Origin of the sequence: Streptomyces sp. NPDC006655, from assembly GCF_040703965.1 — a bacterium.
In the GTDB taxonomy this organism is placed as follows: domain Bacteria; phylum Actinomycetota; class Actinomycetes; order Streptomycetales; family Streptomycetaceae; genus Streptomyces.
Genome location: NZ_JBEYJU010000143.1, coordinates 1 through 15,774, shown reverse-complemented (window position 1 = coordinate 15,774; position 15,774 = coordinate 1). Strand labels below are relative to the sequence as shown.

Genomic DNA, 15,774 nt, shown 5'->3' with positions numbered 1-15,774 from the left:
GCCATGTGGCGGAGCCACCTGGCCCGCCACCCCGTGCGTCGAGCGTGCGTGCCGGGCGTCGCGACGCCGCGGAGATCCATCAGAAGGGCCCTAGGCCGCCTGACGGGCCCGCTGGGCCGGTTGTGAGGCCGGCGGCGCCAGTGGCTGCGGCACCGGCCCGGACGCCGGCTCCGGCCGTCCCGGCGGTCTGGACACCGCGTCGGCGGCCGCACAGGACGCCAGCAGCTCGCGCATGGAGACGCCGGCGGCCGTGACCGGTCGCCGCTCCTCGGACTGGGACACGGACACTGGCGCCTCCTGACGTACGGGGGCGGACGCGGTTAGGTAGACCTAACCACGGACTGGATACCATGTGACCACGCCCGATGTGCCCGGCGCAACATTTTCCCGACGCCTTGTCGGAACGTTCACACGGTCCTCAGGCGGACAGCGCGCCCAGCTCCACCGCGGCCCACCGCTCCCCGAGACCCGTCAGGGTGACGTGCCGCACCTCGTCCGTGGTGTCGCCGACGGCCCGGTGGATGCCCACGACGAGCCGGTCCTCGGTCAGCTCCTCGACCTTGCCCTCGCCCCACTCCACGACGATCACGGACTCGGGCAGCGAGACGTCGAGGTCGAGGTCCTCCATCTCGTCGAGCCCGCCGCCGAGGCGGTACGCGTCGACGTGGACGAGCGGCGGCCCGTCGCCGAGGGAAGGGTGGACGCGGGCGATGACGAACGTCGGCGAGGTGACGGCGCCGCGCACCTCGAGCCCCTCGCCCAGGCCGCGCGTCAGCGTCGTCTTGCCGGCGCCGAGCTCCCCGCTGAGCATCACGAGGTCACCGGCGCGCAGCAGCTTGGCCAGTCGGCGGCCCAGCTCCCGCATCTGCTCGGGGGAGGTGATGATCAGCTCGGTCTCAGCCCGGTCGTGCCGTGCTGCTGGTGCTTCCATAGCCACTTACCGTAGCCCCTGCCGGCACCGCGCCCGCGCGGGTCAGGAGGTCGGCGAGGCGGTCGGTGACCACTTCCGGGTGCTCCAGCATGACCAGGTGGCCGGCGTCCGGGACCAGCACCAGTTCGGCGTCGGGCAGCAGGTCGGCGATGACCTCGCTGTGCTCGCTGGGCGTGACCAGGTCCTGCACCCCGGCCAGCACCAGCACCGGCAGTTTCTGGAAGTGGGCGAGCGCGGCGGTCTTGTCGTGGTCGGTGAAGGCCGGGTAGAACTCGGCGACCACGTCGATCGGGGTGGACTCGATCATCCGTTCGGCGAACCGCTCGACGGCCGGGTCGATGTCCCGGCCCGCGAACGAGTACCGCTTGATGATCCCGGCGAACAGGTCGGCGGTGATCTGCCGTCCCTTCTCCACCAGCGCGGCCTGGGTGCCCAGCGCCTTCAGCACGCCGGGCAGCACCCGGCGCACCGCGTTGACGCCGGCGACCGGCAGCCCGAAGTTGACCTCGCCGAGCCGCCCGGAGGAGGTGCCGACGAAGGCGGTGGCGACGACGCGCTCCCGGATCAGCTCCGGGTACTGCGCGGCCAGCGCCATCACGGTCATGCCGCCCATGGAGTGACCGACCAGCACGATCGGCCCCTCGGGGACGGCCGCGTCGAGGACGGCCTTGAGGTCCCGGCCCAGCTGGTCGATGGTGACCGCCGCGCCCTCCTCGTGCTGGGCGACGCCCCGGCCGGAGCGGCCGTGGCTGCGCTGGTCCCAGTGCACGGTGCGCACGACGCCGCGCAGCGCCGCGCGCTGGAAGTGCCAGGAGTCCTGGTTGAGGCAGTAGCCGTGGCTGAAGACGACGGTGACGGGTGCGGGCGCCTTGCGGCCGAAGAGCCGGCGGCGGCGCGGGGAGACGGCGGTGCCGGTGTCGGGTTCGGTCTCGTCGACCTCGTAGTACAGCTCGGTGCCGTCGTCGGCGGACGCCTTGCCCGGGGTGCCGCGCAGGGTGCCGTAGGGTCCCGCGGAGTCCAGGGCGAGCCGGGCCTTGCGGCGCATTGCGCGGCCCACCGTCATCCGCTCCAGGGCGACCCCGGCCGCCGCCCCGGCGGCGAGTACGCCTATGGCGGCCCCGGCGATACCGGTCACCTTGCGCCAGCTGGCGTCCACCCCCGTGGCGGAGACGACGGCCGCCGCGGCGTCCGCTACGGCCTCCGCACTGCTCTCGCTCACGTACCGCTCCTCTTCGCCGTACTGGAGTTCGCCGGTTCGGCGGTTCGGGTGACGCCGACGACGTGCCTCATGCTGCTGCTACAGGTGTAACCGGGTTGTGGCGCCGCCGAACCCAGGAGGAGGTCAGGCGCCGTCCCTTGGTTCCTGCCCATTCGGTTCCTCGTTCACATAGACGCGAGGAACCCGGGTTCCGATGCGGGTGACGATTTCGTAGGCGATGGTGCCGGCGGCCTGGGCCCAGTCCTCGGCGGTGGGCTCGCCGCGGTCGCCCGGCCCGAACAGCACGGCCTCGGACCCGGTTTCGGGCTCGTCGCCGCCGAGGTCGACGACGAACTGGTCCATGGCGACGCGTCCGGCGACCGTCCGCCACTTGCCGCCGACCAGCACGGGTCCACTGCCGGAGGCGTGCCGCGGGACGCCGTCCGCGTACCCGACGGGGACCAGCCCGAGGGTGGTCTCGCCGGGCGTGACGTAATGGTGTCCGTAGCTGACGCCGTGTCCGCCCGGGACGTGCTTCACCAGGGCGAGGGAGGCGGCCAGGGTCATCACCGGGCGCAGGCCGAAGTCGGCCGCGCTGCCCAGTTCGGGGCTGGGCGACAGGCCGTAGAGCGCGATGCCGGTGCGGACGAGGTCGAAGTGCGACTCGGGGAGGGTGAGGGTGGCCGGCGAGTTGGCGATGTGCCGCACCTCGGGGCGCACGCCCTGCTCCTCGGCGTACGCGAGCAGTTCGCGGAAGAGGGTGAGCTGGGCGGCGGTGGCGGGATGGCCGGGCTCGTCGGCGCAGGCGAAGTGCGACCAGAGTCCCGTGATCCGGACCAGGCCCGCCGCCTCGGCCCGCAGCGCCTCGCCGACCAGCTCGGGCCAGTCGGCGGGCTGGCAGCCGTTGCGCCCGAGCCCGGTGTCCGCCTTGAGCTGCACGCGCGCGGGGCGGCCGGCCGACCGCGCCGCCTCGACGACCTCGCGCAGCGCCCACAGGCCGCTCACCGACACGTCCAGGTCCGCCTCGACGGCCTCCCGCCAGGGGCCGCCCGGGGTCCACAGCCAGCACATGATCCGCACGTCCGCCGACAGCCCGGCGTCCGCGCGCAGCGCCAGGGCCTCCTCGGGAGTGGCCGTACCCAGCCAGGCCGCGCCCGCCGCGACGGCGGCGCGGGCACAGCGGACCGCGCCGTGGCCGTACGCGTCGGACTTCACCACGGCCATCAGGGCGGCGCCCGGCGCGAGGGCGCGCAGGGTCCGCACGTTGGCCCGCAGGGCGGCCAGGTCGATCTCGGCGCGGGCGCGCAGGGGCGCGGTCGGCGCAGTCGGTGTGTCACTCATCGCGCCCCCAGTGTCTCAGAGGCCCCGGCGGGCCCTCCGGCGCAGGCCCCGGTACGAGGTTCGGATACCTCAGGTACCCGTGCGGTGCCCCCACACGTACACCTTGTCCCCCTTTTTCAGCACGCCCCACAGCTTCTTGGCGTCGCCGAGCTTCAGGTTCACGCAGCCCCAGGAGCCGACGGTGGTGTAGATGGAGCCGTACACGGCGTGGAAGGCCTGCCCGCCGTCGAAGAACTGGGCATACGGCATCGGCGAGTTGTACAGGGTCGACCAGTGGTTCTTGTGCCGCCAGTACACGGTGTGCCAGCCGGCCCTGGTCGCGTAGCCCTTGCGTCCGCTGCGCATCTGCACCGGCCCGTAGATCACCTTGCTGCCCTGCTGCACCCAGGTGACCTGCCGGTTGAGATCGACGCAGGCGACCCGGTACGACCGCACGGGGCAGTTCTTCGCGGCGTTCGGGTTCTTCCTCGCCGACAGCAGCATCATCTGGTACCAGGTCACCGGCCCCGCGAACCCGATCGCCGGCTTGATCCCGTACCGCTTCTGGAACTTCTGGATGGCCTTGCAGTCGGCCGCGGACTGCCTGCCGTCCGTCTTCAGCCCCAGCCACTGCTCGATCTGCTTCTGGTACGGCCCGGTGAGCTTGGAGCAGCTCACCTTGGAGACGGCGTCGCTGAGCGGCACGTACTCGACGAGGTCGTACGTCCCCGGCGCCGCCGCCTTCGGCTCGACGGCGTCCTCCTGGGCACCGGGCGTGTACACCTTGGGAGGCAGCACCTGGTCGGGGGTGTCGAGTGTCCAGGGCCGGCCGGGACCGGGCGCCACCCCCGGCACCAGCTCCGACTCGGGAACGACCACCGGCGGCTTGGGCGCAGCGGTGCCGGCGGCGGCGCTCCCGGCACCGAGACAGAGCACGGCCAGGGCGACGACCAGAACTCCGGCACTCCCCCGCCGTTTACGCATGATTCGTCCACTAATCATGCGATCAGACAACCCCGCCTCCCTGATGATTCCGGGAAGCCGCGCGGCGAGGTCACCCGAGGGATGCAGACGCCCTCGGCCGCAGCGCCCCCTTCAGCGGCCCCTCACCCCGTCGGGAAAACACCCCGCCACGCCGACGGCAACTCCGCGGCGACCTCATGGGCGACCACCGGCGCCCCCCGCGCGGCGAACCTCCCCGCGAGCCCGTGCAGATACGCCGCAACGCTCCCCGCGTCCCGCCCGTCCAACCCCGCCGCGAGCAACGACCCCCCGAGCCCCGACAGCACATCCCCGCTCCCGGCGGTGGCCAGCCACGGCGTCCCCGTCGCGTTGACCCGGACCGCTCCTCCCCCGGCCGCCGCCACCAACGTCGTCGACCCCTTCAGCAGCACCGTCGCCCGGTACGCCGCCGCCAGCTCCCGCACCGCCGCGAGCCGGCCGGCCTCGACCTCCTCCCGCCGTACCCCCAGCAGAGCGGCCGCCTCCCCGGCGTGCGGCGTCATCAGCGTGGGTGCCGTACGACCGCGCACCGCGTCCCGGTCGGCGAGCCGCAGCCCGTCCGCGTCGAGCAGCACCGGCACGTCCTCCTCCAGGACCTCGCCGACCACCCGGGCGTCGTCACCGGCGCCCGGCCCGACCACCCACGCCTGCACCCGCCCGGCCTTGCGCGGCCCCCCGTCCGACACCAGCGTCTCGGGAAAGCGCGCCAGCACCTCGTCCTTGGCGGGCCCGGCGTACCGTACGGCCCCGGCGCCGCCCCGCAGCGCCCCCGCGACGGCGAGCACGGCCGCGCCCGGGTAGCGCGCCGACCCGGCGGCGATGCCGACCACGCCCCGCCGGTACTTGTCGCTCTCCGCCGACGGCGCCGGCAGCAGCCGCGCCACGTCGACGTCCTGCAACGCCTCCAGCTCGGCCTCCTCGGGCAGTTCGAGCCCGATGTCGACCAGCCGTACCGAACCGGCGTAAGCCCGCGCGGGATCGACCAGCAGCCCCGGCTTGTGCGTCCCGAAGGTGACGGTGAGGTCGGCCCGTACGGCCGCCCCGCGCACCTCGCCGCTGTCCGCCTCGACCCCGCTCGGCAGGTCCACGGCGACCACGGCGGCCCGCGACCGCTCCACCACGGCCACCAGCGCGGCCGCGTCCGGCCGCAGCCCGCCCTTCCCGCCGATCCCCACGATCCCGTCGACGACGAGATCGGCCCGCAGGATCGCCGCGTCGGCACGTCCGGGGTCCACCACCCTGCCGCCGGCCCGGCGCAGCGCCGCCAGCCCGGCCGCGTGCGCGCGCTCCGGGGTGAGCAGCACGGCCGTGACGCCCGCGCCTCTGCGGGCCAGCCGCGCCCCCGCGTACAGCGCGTCCCCACCGTTGTCCCCGCTGCCGACCAGCAGCACCACCCGGCTGCCGTACACCCGTCCGAGCAACTCGGCGCAAGCGGCGGCCAGCCCGGCGGCGGCCCGCTGCATCAGCGCCCCTTCCGGCAGCCGCGCCATCAACTCCCGCTCGGCCGCCCGTACCGTCTCCACGCTGTAAGCAGTGCGCATGCCCCGAGTCTCTCCCGTAACCCCCGGACCACGCATCCGCCGCCGCTGCTCAGAAAGTCACCCCCCGGGACACCACCGGGGCCGGGTCAGCCCTCGGCGATCACCACCGCCGAGGCCACCCCGGCGTCGTGACTGAGCGACACATGCCACGAGCGGACGCCGAGTTCCGCCGCGCAGGCGGCCACGCTGCCCCGTACCCGCAGCCGTGGCCGCCCGCTGTCCTCGACGACGACCTCCGCGTCCGTCCAGAGCAGCCCCGGCGGCGCGCCCAGCGCCTTGGCCAGGGCCTCCTTCGCCGCGAACCGCGCCGCGAGCGAGGCGGCGCCGCGCCGCTCCCCGCTCGGCAGATACAACTCCCGCTCCACGAACAACCGCCCGGCCAGCCCGGGAGTACGCTCCAGCGACTCCCGGAACCGGTCGATCTCGGCGACGTCGATCCCGACCCCGATGATGCTCATGACGGGCAGCCTACGGTCACTCCACGGTCACGGACTTCGCCAGATTGCGCGGCTGGTCCACCTCGTTGCCGCGGGCGGTGGCCAGTTCGCAGGCGAAGACCTGGAGCGGGACCGTGGCCACCAGCGGCTGGAGGAGGGTCGGGGTGGCCGGGATGCTGATCAGGTGGTCGGCGTACGGCACGACCGCCTCGTCGCCCTCCTCCGCGATCACGATGGTCCGCGCACCGCGCGCCCTGATCTCCTGGATGTTGGACACGATCTTGTCGTGCAGCACCGAACGGCCACGCGGCGAGGGCACGACCACGACCACCGGGAGGTCCTCCTCGATCAGCGCGATCGGCCCGTGCTTCAACTCGCCCGCCGCAAAGCCCTCGGCGTGCATGTACGCCAGTTCCTTGAGCTTCAGGGCGCCTTCCAGGGCGACCGGGTAGCCGACGTGCCGGCCGAGGAACAGCACCGTCTTCTTGTCCGCCAGCGACCGCGCCAGCGCCCGTACCGGCTCCATGGTCTCCAGGACCCGTTCGACCTCGCCGGAGATCTGCGAGAGGTCCCGGATCACCGCGCCGATCTCGTCGCCCCACTTGGTGCCCCGCACCTGGCCGAGGTAGAGGGCGACCAGGTAGCAGGCGACCAACTGGGTGAGGAACGCCTTGGTCGAGGCGACCGCGACCTCCGGGCCGGCGTGGGTGTACAGCACCGCGTCCGACTCACGGGGGATCGTCGAGCCGTTGGTGTTGCAGATGGCGAGCACCCTCGAGCCCTGTTCCCGCGCGTGCCGCAGCGCCATCAGGGTGTCCATGGTCTCGCCGGACTGCGAGATGGCGATGACCAGCGAACGCGAGTCGAGGATCGGGTCCCGGTAGCGGAACTCGCTGGCCAGCTCCACCTCGCACGGGATGCGGGTCCAGTGCTCGATGGCGTACTTGGCGATCAGCCCGGCGTGGAAGGCGGTGCCGCAGGCGACGATGACGACCTTGTCGACCTCGCGCAGCTCCGCCGCGCCGATCCGGACCTCGTCGAGGGTCAGCGAGCCGTTCGTGTCGATGCGGCCCAGGAGGGTGTCGGCGACCGCCTTGGGCTGCTCGGCGATCTCCTTCAGCATGAAGTAGTCGTAGCCCCCCTTCTCCGCCGCCGACGCGTCCCAGTCGACGTGGTACGAACGGACGTCCGCCGGGGCGCCGTCGAAGCCCGTCACCGTCACGCCGTCCCGGCGCAGCTCCACCACCTGGTCCTGGCCCAGCTCGATCGCCGACCGCGTGTGGGCGATGAACGCGGCGACGTCCGAGGCGAGGAACGCCTCGCCCTCCCCGACGCCCACCACCAGGGGCGAGTTCCGGCGGGCGCCCACGACCACGTCCGGCTCGTCGGCGTGCACCGCGACCAGGGTGAACGCGCCCTCCAGACGGCGGCACACCAGCCGCATCGCCTCCGCGAGATCGGCGGTGCCGGAGAACTCCTCGGCGAGCAGGTGCGCCACGACCTCGGTGTCCGTCTCGGACGCCAGGTCGTGCCCGCGCTCCGCCAACTCGGCGCGCAGTGCGGCGAAGTTCTCGATGATCCCGTTGTGGACGACGGCGACCCGGCCGGCGTTGTCGAGGTGCGGATGCGCGTTGGCGTCCGTCGGGCCGCCGTGCGTGGCCCAGCGGGTGTGCCCGATGCCGGTGGCCCCGGTCGGCAACGGCCGCTCCGTCAGCTCCTTCTCCAGATTGACCAGCTTCCCGGCCCGCTTGGCCGAGGCCAGTCCGCCGTCCGCCAGTACGGCGACACCGGCGGAGTCGTACCCGCGGTACTCCAGCCGCTTCAGCCCGGCCACCACGACATCGAGCGCCGACTGCGCCCCCACGTATCCCACGATTCCGCACATGAGCGGCAGCCTAAGTGCCGCCCCCGCCCCGAACACGGCTCAGCGTGCCCGAAATCGGAAATCACGTCGCGGACCAGAACCGGTCATGGCAGTCTCGAAGCGATGACGAAGCTCGTGTCCTTGCCCTGCGGCGCGTCGCAGGAGGCTCTCGACTGGTTCGCCACGTCCGCCCTCTTCGAGGACGCGGCCGCTTTCATCCTCCGGCACGTGACGGACGACCAGGCGAAGCGTGCGGTCACCGCGGGCGTCGCGTCGGGCTATGTGTTCGTCGGATCACTTCCCGAGCCCGACCAGACGAACGTCCTCACCGCGTTGCGTGACTCGTTCGCCCACCACGTCGATGCCGAGATCTATCCACCGCGGGTCACGGCCAGGATGGACGACCCCGAAATCTTCGTCACGCGCGCCAAGTCCCTCGGGCACCTGGCAGCCGAGAGCCTCGCCTCTCGCGGCCCTGACCGCAGCCCCACGTGACGGACCCCACCCGCCGTCCCGTTCAAACTCCGTTAACAATGGAATGTGATCTCTCCGGTCTCCCCGATGCCCCGAAGCGCCCACCGGCACAGGCCGGAGGCGACTCCCTACGTCGACCTCACCCGCGCCGAGTGGAGCGCGCTGCGTGACAAGACGCCGCTGCCGCTGACGGCCGAGGAGGTCGAGAAGCTGCGCGGGCTCGGCGACGTCATCGACCTCGACGAGGTGCGGGACGTCTACCTGCCGCTGTCCCGGCTGCTCAACCTGTACGTCGGCGCCACGGACGGCCTGCGGGGCGCCCTGAACACCTTCCTCGGCGAACAGGGCTCGCAGTCCGGCACGCCCTTCGTGATAGGCGTGGCCGGTTCGGTCGCCGTCGGCAAGTCCACCGTCGCCCGGCTCCTCCAGGCCCTGCTCTCCCGCTGGCCCGAGCACCCGCACGTCGAGCTGGTGACGACGGACGGGTTCCTGCTCCCGACCAGGGAGCTGGAGGCACGCGGCCTGATGTCGCGCAAGGGCTTCCCCGAGTCGTACGACCGCCGGGCCCTGACCCGCTTCGTCGCCGACATCAAGGCCGGCAAGGACGAGGTCACCGCCCCCGTCTACTCCCACCTCATCTACGACATCGTCCCGGACCGCAGGCTCACCGTCCGGCGCCCCGACATCCTGATCGTCGAGGGCCTGAACGTCCTGCAACCGGCGCTGCCCGGCAGCGACGGCCGCACCCGGGTCGGTCTCGCGGACTACTTCGACTTCAGCGTGTACGTCGACGCGAGCGAGGAGGACATCGAACGCTGGTACCTCAACCGGTTCCAGAAGCTCCGGCAGACCGCCTTCCAGAACCCGGACTCGTACTTCCGCAAGTACACCCAGGTCTCGGAGGAGGAGGCCCTGGACTACGCCCGCGGCCTCTGGCGCACCATCAACAGGCCGAACCTGGTGGAGAACATCGCCCCCACCCGCGGCCGCGCCACCCTGGTCGTCCGCAAGGGCCCGGACCACAAGGTGCAGCGCCTGAGGCTGCGCAAGCTCTGACACCCGGGCCTGTGGGCACAAGCCCCCCGACAACGCGCCCCTTCAGGGGCGCTGGGGGTACCCCCGGCCGGAGGCTGGGGGAGGAACTGCGCGACCAGCCACGACGAAACCCGCGGCCCGCCACCCACGCTCCCCGGCACCCCGAACCAGGAAAAACGAACTACCCCAGGGCAGACTTGACGGCGTCGGCCAGCCGCCCCGCCACCGACCGCGCCTGCTCGATGTCGGCCGCCTCCACCATCACCCGCACCAGCGGCTCGGTCCCCGAGGGGCGGAGCAGCACGCGCCCCGTCTCCCCCAGCTCCCGCTCCGCCTCGGCCACGGCCGCCGCCAGGTCCCCCGAGGTCCCCACGCGCGACCGGTCGACGTCCGGCACGTTGATCAGCACCTGGGGCAGCCGCTCCATCACCCCGGCCAGCTCCCGCAGGGACTTCCCGGTCTCCGCGACCCGTGCCGCCAGCAGCAGCCCGGTCAGCGTGCCGTCGCCGGTCGTCGCGTGGTCGAGGATGATGACGTGCCCGGACTGCTCGCCGCCGAGGGCGTACCCGTGCTCCTTCATCTCCTCCAGGACGTACCGGTCGCCGACCGCGGTCTGCACGAGGTGCAGCCCCGCCCGCTCCAGCGCCAGCTTGAACCCGAGGTTGGACATCACGGTGGCGACGACGGTGTCGGCGCGCAGCGCGCCCCGCTCCCGCATCGCGAGCGCGAGCACGGCCATGATCTGGTCGCCGTCGACCTCCTCGCCGGTGTGGTCCACGGCCAGGCACCGGTCCGCGTCACCGTCGTGGGCGATGCCGAAGTCGGCCCCGTGCTCGACGACCGCGGCCTTCAGCGGACCGAGGTGGGTCGAGCCGCAGCCGTCGTTGATGTTGAGACCGTCCGGCTCGGCTCCGATGGTGACGACCTCGGCACCGGCCCGGCGGAACGCCTCCGGCGAGACCCCCGCGGCCGCGCCGTGCGCTTCGTCGAGAACGATCTTCAGGCCGTCGAGCCGGTTGGGGAGGACGGAGAGCAGGTGGCCGACGTACTGCTCGGAACCCTCGTCGTACGATCGCACCCGGCCGACGCCCGCACCGGTCGGCCGCTCCCAGGGCTCGCCGTGCCGGTGGGACTCGTACACCGCCTCGATGCGGTCCTCCAGCTCGTCGTCGAGCTTGTGGCCGCCGCGGGCGAGGAACTTGATGCCGTTGTCCGGCATGGCGTTGTGGCTGGCGGAGAGCATGACACCGAGGTCGGCGCCGAGCGCGCCGGTCAGGAAGGCCACGGCCGGGGTCGGCAGGACGCCCACGCTCAGGACGTCGACGCCGGCACTCGCGAGGCCCGCGACCACGGCCGCCTCCAGGAACTCCCCGGACGCGCGCGGGTCCCGTCCGACGACCGCCTTCGGCCGGTGGCCCTCGAACGTGCCCGCCTCGGCCAGCACGTGCGCCGCCGCGACCGACAGACCGAGCGCCATCTCGGCGGTCAGGTCCGCGTTGGCGACACCGCGCACGCCGTCCGTGCCGAAGAGTCGTCCCACTTGTCCTCCTGAGGAAGCGTCCTTGCTGCCAGAAAATGATGGCAGGCGCTTAGTCATGCGATCACACCAGCCTTTGAGCGTCTTGTGTCGTTATACGCCCTTGCCTGGGATAAACGAACGCCCCGGCGGCACATGTGGCGTGCCGCCGGGGCGTTCGGAGTACGTGCAGGCGACTGGGATTAACGCTTGCTGTACTGCGGGGCCTTGCGGGCCTTCTTGAGACCGGCCTTCTTGCGCTCGACCGCACGGTCGTCGCGCCGGAGGAAGCCGGCCTTCTTGAGCGGGCCGCGGTTGTTGTCGACGTCGGCCTCGTTCAGCGCGCGGGCGACACCGAGACGGAGCGCACCGGCCTGACCGGAGACACCGCCACCGGCGATGCGGGCGACGACGTCGTAACGGCCCTCGAGCTCCAGCACCTTGAAGGGCTCGTTGACTTCCTGCTGGTGCACCTTGTTCGGGAAGTAGTCCTCGAGGGTGCGACCGTTGATCTTCCACTTGCCGGTGCCCGGGATGATCCGGACGCGGGCGATGGCGTTCTTGCGACGGCCCAGGCCGGCGGCCGGCTGCGGGTCGCCGAAGCGGGACGCGAGGGACTCGGAGGTGTACTCGCCCTCGACGGGGACGTCCGACTCCGTGGTGTAGCTGTCGATGTCAAGCTCTTCGAGCGGCTGCTCGGCAGTGGTCTCGGCCACGATTCTCCTCAGATTCTCTTCAGTCTTAGGGGGTGGCCGGACTTACTGCGCGACCTGGGTGATCTCGAACGGCACCGGCTGCTGCGCAGCGTGCGGGTGCACGTCACCCTTGTAGACCTTCAGCTTCGAGAGCATCTGACGGCCCAGCGTGTTCTTGGGGAGCATGCCCTTGACGGCCTTCTCGATGGCCTTCTCGGGGTTCTTGTCGAGCAGCTCGTCGTAGCGGACGGAGCGCAGACCACCCGGGTAGCCGGAGTGGCGGTACGCCATCTTCTGGGTCCGCTTGTTGCCGGACAGGTGCACCTTGTCGGCGTTGATGATGATGACGAAGTCACCGGTGTCGACGTGGGGCGCGTAGATCGGCTTGTGCTTGCCGCGGAGAAGGGACGCGGCGGTGGTGGCGAGACGGCCCAGGACGACGTCCCGAGCGTCAATGACGTGCCACTGGCGAGTCACATCGCCGGGCTTGGGGCTGTACGTACGCACTTCGCAGCCTTCTTCTTCAGTGGATGGGTGCTGACACATGGCATCACTGAAGCGATCGTGCAGCTGGGGACGACAATGCCGGGGACGCTGCCCGTATGCCGCCCACTGGTAACTGCTCCAGGGAACCTAGGTAGAGGCCGCTCCCGTGAGAATGAGCGAGCCAATACACAACGAGGGGTCAGCCTACCGGGACGCCCCCGGGCGGGTCAAAACGAGCCCGCGGCGACACTCGCGCGCCCCCGCAGGCGCTGACCGGCACCGGGATGCTCCCCCGTGCCCCAAAGGTCCACTATCACCGTTCGTACTGTCGCACCGGTACCCCGCTTCCCCCGTCTAAGATGCGCCCCATGAGTTATGGGCAGGGGGGACCCCAGTCCCAGTGGGATCCCTGGAAACCGCAGTCTCAGCAACCGTGGAGCAGCGGCAACGACCAGACCCCGGACTGGGCGGCGCTGGCCGAGGCCTCGGAAACGCGGAACAAGCGGCGCAGAGTGCTGTTCATCGGCGGTGGCGTGGTCGCCACGCTGGCGATCGGCACCGCCGTCGCGATGGCCGTCGTGTCCGCGAACGGCGACGACAAGGCCTCCGGCACGCCCTCCAACCTGCCCGCGAGCGCCTCGCTGCCCAGCGAGTCCGCGGACTCGGTGCCGTCCTTCGCGCCGACCAGCGCGCCCCCGCCGCTGGACCCGCAGGCCTTCATATCCAGCGTGCAGAAGGACACCGCGCCGCTCAGCGCCGAGACCCTCTTCCCGGGCACCCAGCTGACCATGGGCGAGACGGTCTACAAGAAGGGCGCGACGGCCGACACGAAGAGCTGCGCCTCGGTCGCCAAGGGCACCCTGGTCAACGTCCTCACCAAGAACAACTGCACCCGGCTGCTGCGCGTCACCTACAGCAAGGACGGCGTCGCGGTCACGGTCGGCGTGGCCGTCTTCAACACCGAGGCCCAGGCCGGCAAGGCCAAGAGCGAGGCCGACAAGAAGGGCTTCGTCAGCTCCCTCGCGGGCGCCGGGGTGAAGGCCTTCTGCAACTCCGGGGTCTGCCGTACGACGGCGAACTCCTACGGCCGCTACGCCTACTTCACCACCACCGGCTTCAGCAGCGGCAAGGACGTCACCACCAAGGACACCAAGGTCTTCCGCACCGGTGACGACCTGGCGGAGTTCACCTTCCGCCAGATTCGCCGCCGCGGCGAGGCCCAGGCCTCGGCAGCGGCGAACCGGTGACCGCGGGGCTCCGGGGCGTGTTGCCCTGGCAGCACCCGGCGGACGGCCCCTAGCAGCACCCGGCGGTCGGCAGCGACCGCTTGTTGCGCGCCTCCTTGTTGCGCGCGGCGAGGAGCTCGTCCGCCGGGTAGCCGACCTCCTCGAGGGTCAGGCCGTGCGGTCGTACGACGTGCACGGCCGAGTCCCTGACGCCGGCGGCCAGCACCTTGCCCGGCCACTCCGGGCCCCGGTGCCCGTCCCCCACGAACAGCAGCGCGCCGATCAGGGACCGCACCATGTTGTGGCAGAAGGCGTCGGCCCGCACGGTCGCCGTGACGATCCCGTCGGCCCCCCGCTCCAGGCTCAGCTCCTGGAGGGTCCTGATGGTCGTCGCCCCCTCCCGCCGCTTGCAGTACGCCGCGAAGTCGTGCTCCCCCAGCAGCCGCGCGGCCGCCTCGTTCATGGCCGCCACGTCGAGCGGCCAGTCGTGCCACAGCACGTGGTTGCGCAGCAGCGGATCGACGCCACCGGGGTTGTCGGTCACCCGGTACGCGTAGCGGCGCCAGACGGCCGAGAAACGGGCGTTGAAGCCCTCCGGAGCCGCCGTGAGCGACCACACCCGGACGTCCTTCGGGAGCCGCCCGGCCAGCCGCTTCAGCAGCTTCTCGCCCTGCTCCTCCCACAGCCCGGCCGGCAGGTCGACATGCGCCACCTGTCCGCGCGCGTGCACCCCGGCATCGGTCCGCCCGGCGACGGTCAGCTCGTACGTCGTCTCCTGCGACCGCGTGACGACACGCAGCGCCTCCTCGATCTCCCCCTGCACGGTCCGCTTCCCACCGGCCTGCTTGGCCCAGCCGTGAAAGCCGGTCCCGTCGTAGGACAGGTCAAGACGGATACGCACGTGGCCGGGCTGAACTTCGTCACTCACGGAAGAATCCTCTCAAGCACAGGAAAGTGGGCCCGCCCCTCGAAAGGAACGGGCCCACTGACGCGCCCCCTCAGGGGCGCGGGGAACTGCGCGACCAGCCACGACGGACCAGCAGCCAAAGGACGGCCTTACGCCTCCTTCGACTCCTCGCCCTCGGCGGGCGCCGCGTCCTCGACGACCTCGTCGGCCTTGGTCTCCTCGACCTTGGCCTCCTCGGCCTCCTTGACCGCACGCTTGGTGGCGGCCTCGGCCTCGCCGGTCGCCTGCTGCGCGACCGTCAGCGCCTCGACCAGCTCGATGACAGCCATGGGCGCGTTGTCGCCACGGCGGTTACCGATCTTGGTGATGCGGGTGTAACCACCCGGACGGTTCTCGTAGCGGGGGCCGATCTCGGTGAAGAGCGTGTGCACGATGCTCTTGTCCGTGATGACCTGGAGCACCTGACGGCGGTTGTGAAGGTCGCCCTTCTTCGCCTTGGTGACCAGACGCTCGGCGTACGGGCGCAGGCGGCGGGCCTTCGCCTCGGTGGTGGTGATGCGGCCGTGCTCGAAGAGCGACTTCGCGAGGTTCGCGAGGAGCAGCTTCTCGTGCGCGGCGCTGCCGCCCAGACGGGCACCCTTGGTGGGCTTCGGCATTGTTCTTCTCCTGTGTGTCTGCCCCGGCCGTGTCAGGTACCGGGGTCAGGAACCCGGTGAGCGGACGCTCACCGGCATCAACCGATCAGGTACTGCTCAGTACTGTTCGGTCTCCACGAAACCCGCGTCCGCGTCGTCGTCGGCGCCGAAGGCGTCGGCGGCGGCCGTGGGGTCGAATCCGGGCGGGCTGTCCTTCAGGGCCAGGCCCATGCCGGCCAGCTTCGCCTTGACCTCGTCGATGGACTTCGCACCGAAGTTGCGGATGTCCAGGAGGTCCGCCTCCGAACGCGCCACGAGCTCACCCACGGAGTGGATGCCCTCGCGCTTGAGGCAGTTGTAGGAGCGGACCGTGAGCTCCAGCTCCTCGATCGGCAGCGCCAGGTCGGCGGCAAGGGCGGCGTCCGTCGGGGACGGGCCCATGTCGATGCCCTCGGCGTCGATGTTCAGCTCACGGGCGAGACCGAACAGCTCCACCAGGGTCTTGCC

General features: G+C 71.6%; 17 protein-coding genes. 3 read left to right on the top strand and 14 right to left on the bottom strand.

Annotated features, from left to right (window positions below; all coding sequences use genetic code 11):
* Positions 1-90 precede the first annotated feature (90 nt).
* The 8 genes from AB0958_RS41395 to glmS all read right to left on the bottom strand — a co-directional run bounded on the left by AB0958_RS41395 (position 91) and on the right by glmS (position 8,314).
* A complete protein-coding gene (locus AB0958_RS41395) occupies positions 91-288 on the bottom strand; it encodes a hypothetical protein (protein WP_366895654.1) in 198 nt (65 codons plus the stop codon).
* 130 nt (positions 289-418) lie between these two features.
* Positions 419-931, bottom strand: coding sequence for a tRNA (adenosine(37)-N6)-threonylcarbamoyltransferase complex ATPase subunit type 1 TsaE (gene tsaE / locus AB0958_RS41390; protein WP_366895653.1), 513 nt, complete (start codon positions 929-931; stop codon positions 419-421).
* Complete coding sequence (locus AB0958_RS41385) at positions 897-2,150, bottom strand: alpha/beta hydrolase (RefSeq protein ID WP_366895652.1); 1,254 nt, start codon at positions 2,148-2,150, stop codon at positions 897-899. Before AB0958_RS41385 ends, tsaE begins: the two co-directional genes overlap by 35 nt.
* A gap of 123 nt (positions 2,151-2,273) precedes the next feature.
* The gene (alr, locus tag AB0958_RS41380) at positions 2,274-3,470 is read right to left on the bottom strand and encodes an alanine racemase (protein WP_366895651.1); all 1,197 of its coding nucleotides are present in this window, start codon (positions 3,468-3,470) and stop codon (positions 2,274-2,276) included.
* 69 nt (positions 3,471-3,539) lie between these two features.
* Positions 3,540-4,433, bottom strand: coding sequence for a L,D-transpeptidase (locus AB0958_RS41375; protein WP_366895650.1), 894 nt, complete (start codon positions 4,431-4,433; stop codon positions 3,540-3,542).
* A gap of 122 nt (positions 4,434-4,555) precedes the next feature.
* Positions 4,556-5,992 carry an NAD(P)H-hydrate dehydratase gene (locus AB0958_RS41370; RefSeq protein WP_366895649.1) on the bottom strand — a complete coding sequence of 479 codons (1,437 nt, stop codon included), beginning with the start codon at positions 5,990-5,992 and terminating at the stop codon, positions 4,556-4,558.
* An 86-nt stretch (positions 5,993-6,078) separates the two neighbouring features.
* Complete coding sequence (locus tag AB0958_RS41365) at positions 6,079-6,450, bottom strand: holo-ACP synthase (protein ID WP_366895648.1); 372 nt, start codon at positions 6,448-6,450, stop codon at positions 6,079-6,081.
* Between the two features lie 16 nt (positions 6,451-6,466).
* On the bottom strand, positions 6,467-8,314 hold the full coding sequence (glmS, locus tag AB0958_RS41360; RefSeq protein ID WP_366895647.1) for a glutamine--fructose-6-phosphate transaminase (isomerizing): 1,848 nt from the start codon (positions 8,312-8,314) through the stop codon (positions 6,467-6,469).
* A 102-nt stretch (positions 8,315-8,416) separates the two neighbouring features.
* On the opposite strand from glmS, the gene AB0958_RS41355 reads away from it, so the two are divergent.
* Together AB0958_RS41355 and coaA are read left to right on the top strand one after the other, a co-directional pair.
* On the top strand, positions 8,417-8,788 hold the full coding sequence (locus tag AB0958_RS41355; protein WP_366895646.1) for a hypothetical protein: 372 nt from the start codon (positions 8,417-8,419) through the stop codon (positions 8,786-8,788).
* A gap of 66 nt (positions 8,789-8,854) precedes the next feature.
* Positions 8,855-9,823: a type I pantothenate kinase gene (gene coaA / locus AB0958_RS41350; protein WP_366895645.1), complete on the top strand. Its 969-nt coding sequence runs from the start codon at positions 8,855-8,857 to the stop codon at positions 9,821-9,823.
* A gap of 160 nt (positions 9,824-9,983) precedes the next feature.
* Here coaA and glmM read toward each other — a convergent pair whose 3' ends face one another.
* The 3 genes from glmM to rplM all read right to left on the bottom strand — a co-directional run bounded on the left by glmM (position 9,984) and on the right by rplM (position 12,520).
* Entirely contained in the window at positions 9,984-11,342 is a 1,359-nt protein-coding gene (glmM, locus tag AB0958_RS41345) for a phosphoglucosamine mutase (protein ID WP_366895643.1), read from the bottom strand.
* A 179-nt stretch (positions 11,343-11,521) separates the two neighbouring features.
* Positions 11,522-12,034 (bottom strand): 30S ribosomal protein S9, encoded by a 513-nt coding sequence (gene rpsI / locus AB0958_RS41340; protein WP_132893070.1) that lies wholly within the window; start codon positions 12,032-12,034, stop codon positions 11,522-11,524.
* Between the two features lie 42 nt (positions 12,035-12,076).
* Positions 12,077-12,520 (bottom strand): 50S ribosomal protein L13, encoded by a 444-nt coding sequence (rplM, locus tag AB0958_RS41335; protein WP_132893072.1) that lies wholly within the window; start codon positions 12,518-12,520, stop codon positions 12,077-12,079.
* A 347-nt stretch (positions 12,521-12,867) separates the two neighbouring features.
* Here rplM and AB0958_RS41330 point away from each other — a divergent pair, with 347 nt between their 5' ends.
* Entirely contained in the window at positions 12,868-13,746 is an 879-nt protein-coding gene (locus tag AB0958_RS41330; RefSeq protein ID WP_366895642.1) for a hypothetical protein, read from the top strand.
* A gap of 49 nt (positions 13,747-13,795) precedes the next feature.
* Here the strand turns inward: AB0958_RS41330 and truA are convergent, their stop codons facing one another.
* From truA to AB0958_RS41315, 3 genes are all read right to left on the bottom strand, one after another.
* Entirely contained in the window at positions 13,796-14,653 is an 858-nt protein-coding gene (gene truA, locus AB0958_RS41325) for a tRNA pseudouridine(38-40) synthase TruA (protein WP_366895641.1), read from the bottom strand.
* A gap of 128 nt (positions 14,654-14,781) precedes the next feature.
* Positions 14,782-15,288, bottom strand: a complete 507-nt coding sequence (gene rplQ, locus AB0958_RS41320) for a 50S ribosomal protein L17 (protein WP_046730624.1) — start codon at positions 15,286-15,288, stop codon at positions 14,782-14,784.
* Between the two features lie 96 nt (positions 15,289-15,384).
* On the bottom strand, positions 15,385-15,774 hold a 390-nt coding region (locus AB0958_RS41315; RefSeq protein WP_302832661.1), incomplete at its 5' end, for a DNA-directed RNA polymerase subunit alpha C-terminal domain-containing protein.

Bases quoted from the DNA above. Each gene is read 5' to 3' on its own strand.
- tsaE (WP_366895653.1), bottom strand. From the start codon at position 931: ATGGAAGCACCAGCAGCACGGCACGACCGGGCTGAGACCGAGCTGATC.
- alr (WP_366895651.1), bottom strand. From the start codon at position 3,470: ATGAGTGACACACCGACTGCGCCGACCGCGCCCCTGCGCGCCCGCGCC.
- AB0958_RS41375 (WP_366895650.1), bottom strand. From the start codon at position 4,433: ATGCGTAAACGGCGGGGGAGTGCCGGAGTTCTGGTCGTCGCCCTGGCC.
- AB0958_RS41370 (WP_366895649.1), bottom strand. From the start codon at position 5,992: ATGCGCACTGCTTACAGCGTGGAGACGGTACGGGCGGCCGAGCGGGAG.
- AB0958_RS41365 (WP_366895648.1), bottom strand. From the start codon at position 6,450: ATGAGCATCATCGGGGTCGGGATCGACGTCGCCGAGATCGACCGGTTC.
- glmS (WP_366895647.1), bottom strand. From the start codon at position 8,314: ATGTGCGGAATCGTGGGATACGTGGGGGCGCAGTCGGCGCTCGATGTC.
- AB0958_RS41355 (WP_366895646.1), top strand. From the start codon at position 8,417: ATGACGAAGCTCGTGTCCTTGCCCTGCGGCGCGTCGCAGGAGGCTCTC.
- coaA (WP_366895645.1), top strand. From the start codon at position 8,855: ATGCCCCGAAGCGCCCACCGGCACAGGCCGGAGGCGACTCCCTACGTC.
- AB0958_RS41330 (WP_366895642.1), top strand. From the start codon at position 12,868: ATGAGTTATGGGCAGGGGGGACCCCAGTCCCAGTGGGATCCCTGGAAA.
- rplQ (WP_046730624.1), bottom strand. From the start codon at position 15,288: ATGCCGAAGCCCACCAAGGGTGCCCGTCTGGGCGGCAGCGCCGCGCAC.